We start from the raw sequence: 905 nt of genomic DNA, 5'->3' as shown, positions 1-905 counted from the left end.
CCCCCCCCCCGCTAGGGTCGCGAAAATTAGTCATGTTTCGTGTTTACTTAGGGGGTTTATTAAGGCCTGTGGACATTCACTTCGCGGCGAGGATTGTCGCGACGAGGTGCCAGTTGGCGGTGTAACTGCAGGCAGTTTTCTCGTAGCGCGTAGCGATGGCTCGGAACTCCTTGATCTTCGCGAAGAAGTTCTCGACCAGGTGTCGCCACTTATAGGCATGCCGGTCGTAATTGCGCTTGATCTTGCGGTTCGCTTTGGGCGGAATGACTGCGCTCGCGCCGCGCACATCCAACTCGGCAAGCAGCCAGTCAGCATCGAAGGCCTTGTCGGCCAGAAGCGCATCGAATGCTACGTCCTCGATCAGCGGTGCGACGCCTTTCAGGTCATGAGCCTGACCCGGCAGGAGAACAAGGTTGAACAGGTTTCCAAGCGCATCGACCAGCGCCACGATCTTGGTGGTCAGTCCGCCGCGCGAGCGCCCGATGGCCTGAGCGTGAGTCCCCCCCTTGCGCCGCTCGCCTTCTGGTGAGCCTGAACGATAGTACCGTCGATCAGCGCGTATTCAAAATCCGGCTCGCCGCGGATCTCTCTGAAAAGACGTTCGAAAACACCACCCTTCGCCCATCGTCGGAAGCGCCGGAACACGCTGTTCCAATTGCCGAATTCCGGCGGCAGATCCCGCCATGGAAGACCGGTGCGCACACGCCAGAGAACCGCCTCTAAAAACATGCGATTGTCCTTACCCGTCACACCGCTATCGCTCTTCTTGCCGGGAAGGTGGGGTTCAACGCGCGCCCATATCCCATCCGTCACCACAAATCGCTGCTCGTCCATTCAGAACTCCCCTTGGGAATCCTGAATCAGAAATCAGGCAGCGTGGGAATCCTGAATGTCCACAGGCCTTA

At 58.5% G+C, this 905-nt stretch carries 1 pseudogene; it reads right to left on the bottom strand.

Annotated features, from left to right (window positions below):
* Positions 1–76: 76 nt before the first annotated feature.
* A pseudogene (locus L286_RS47945) lies at positions 77–834 on the bottom strand (IS5 family transposase).
* Positions 835–905 lie beyond the last annotated feature (71 nt).

It is taken from the genome of Sphingobium sp. HDIP04 (assembly GCF_000445085.1).
GTDB lineage: Bacteria > Pseudomonadota > Alphaproteobacteria > Sphingomonadales > Sphingomonadaceae > Sphingobium > Sphingobium indicum.
The sequence above is the reverse complement of the archived record's forward strand: the minus strand, read 5'-3'. Positions and strand labels throughout refer to the sequence as shown.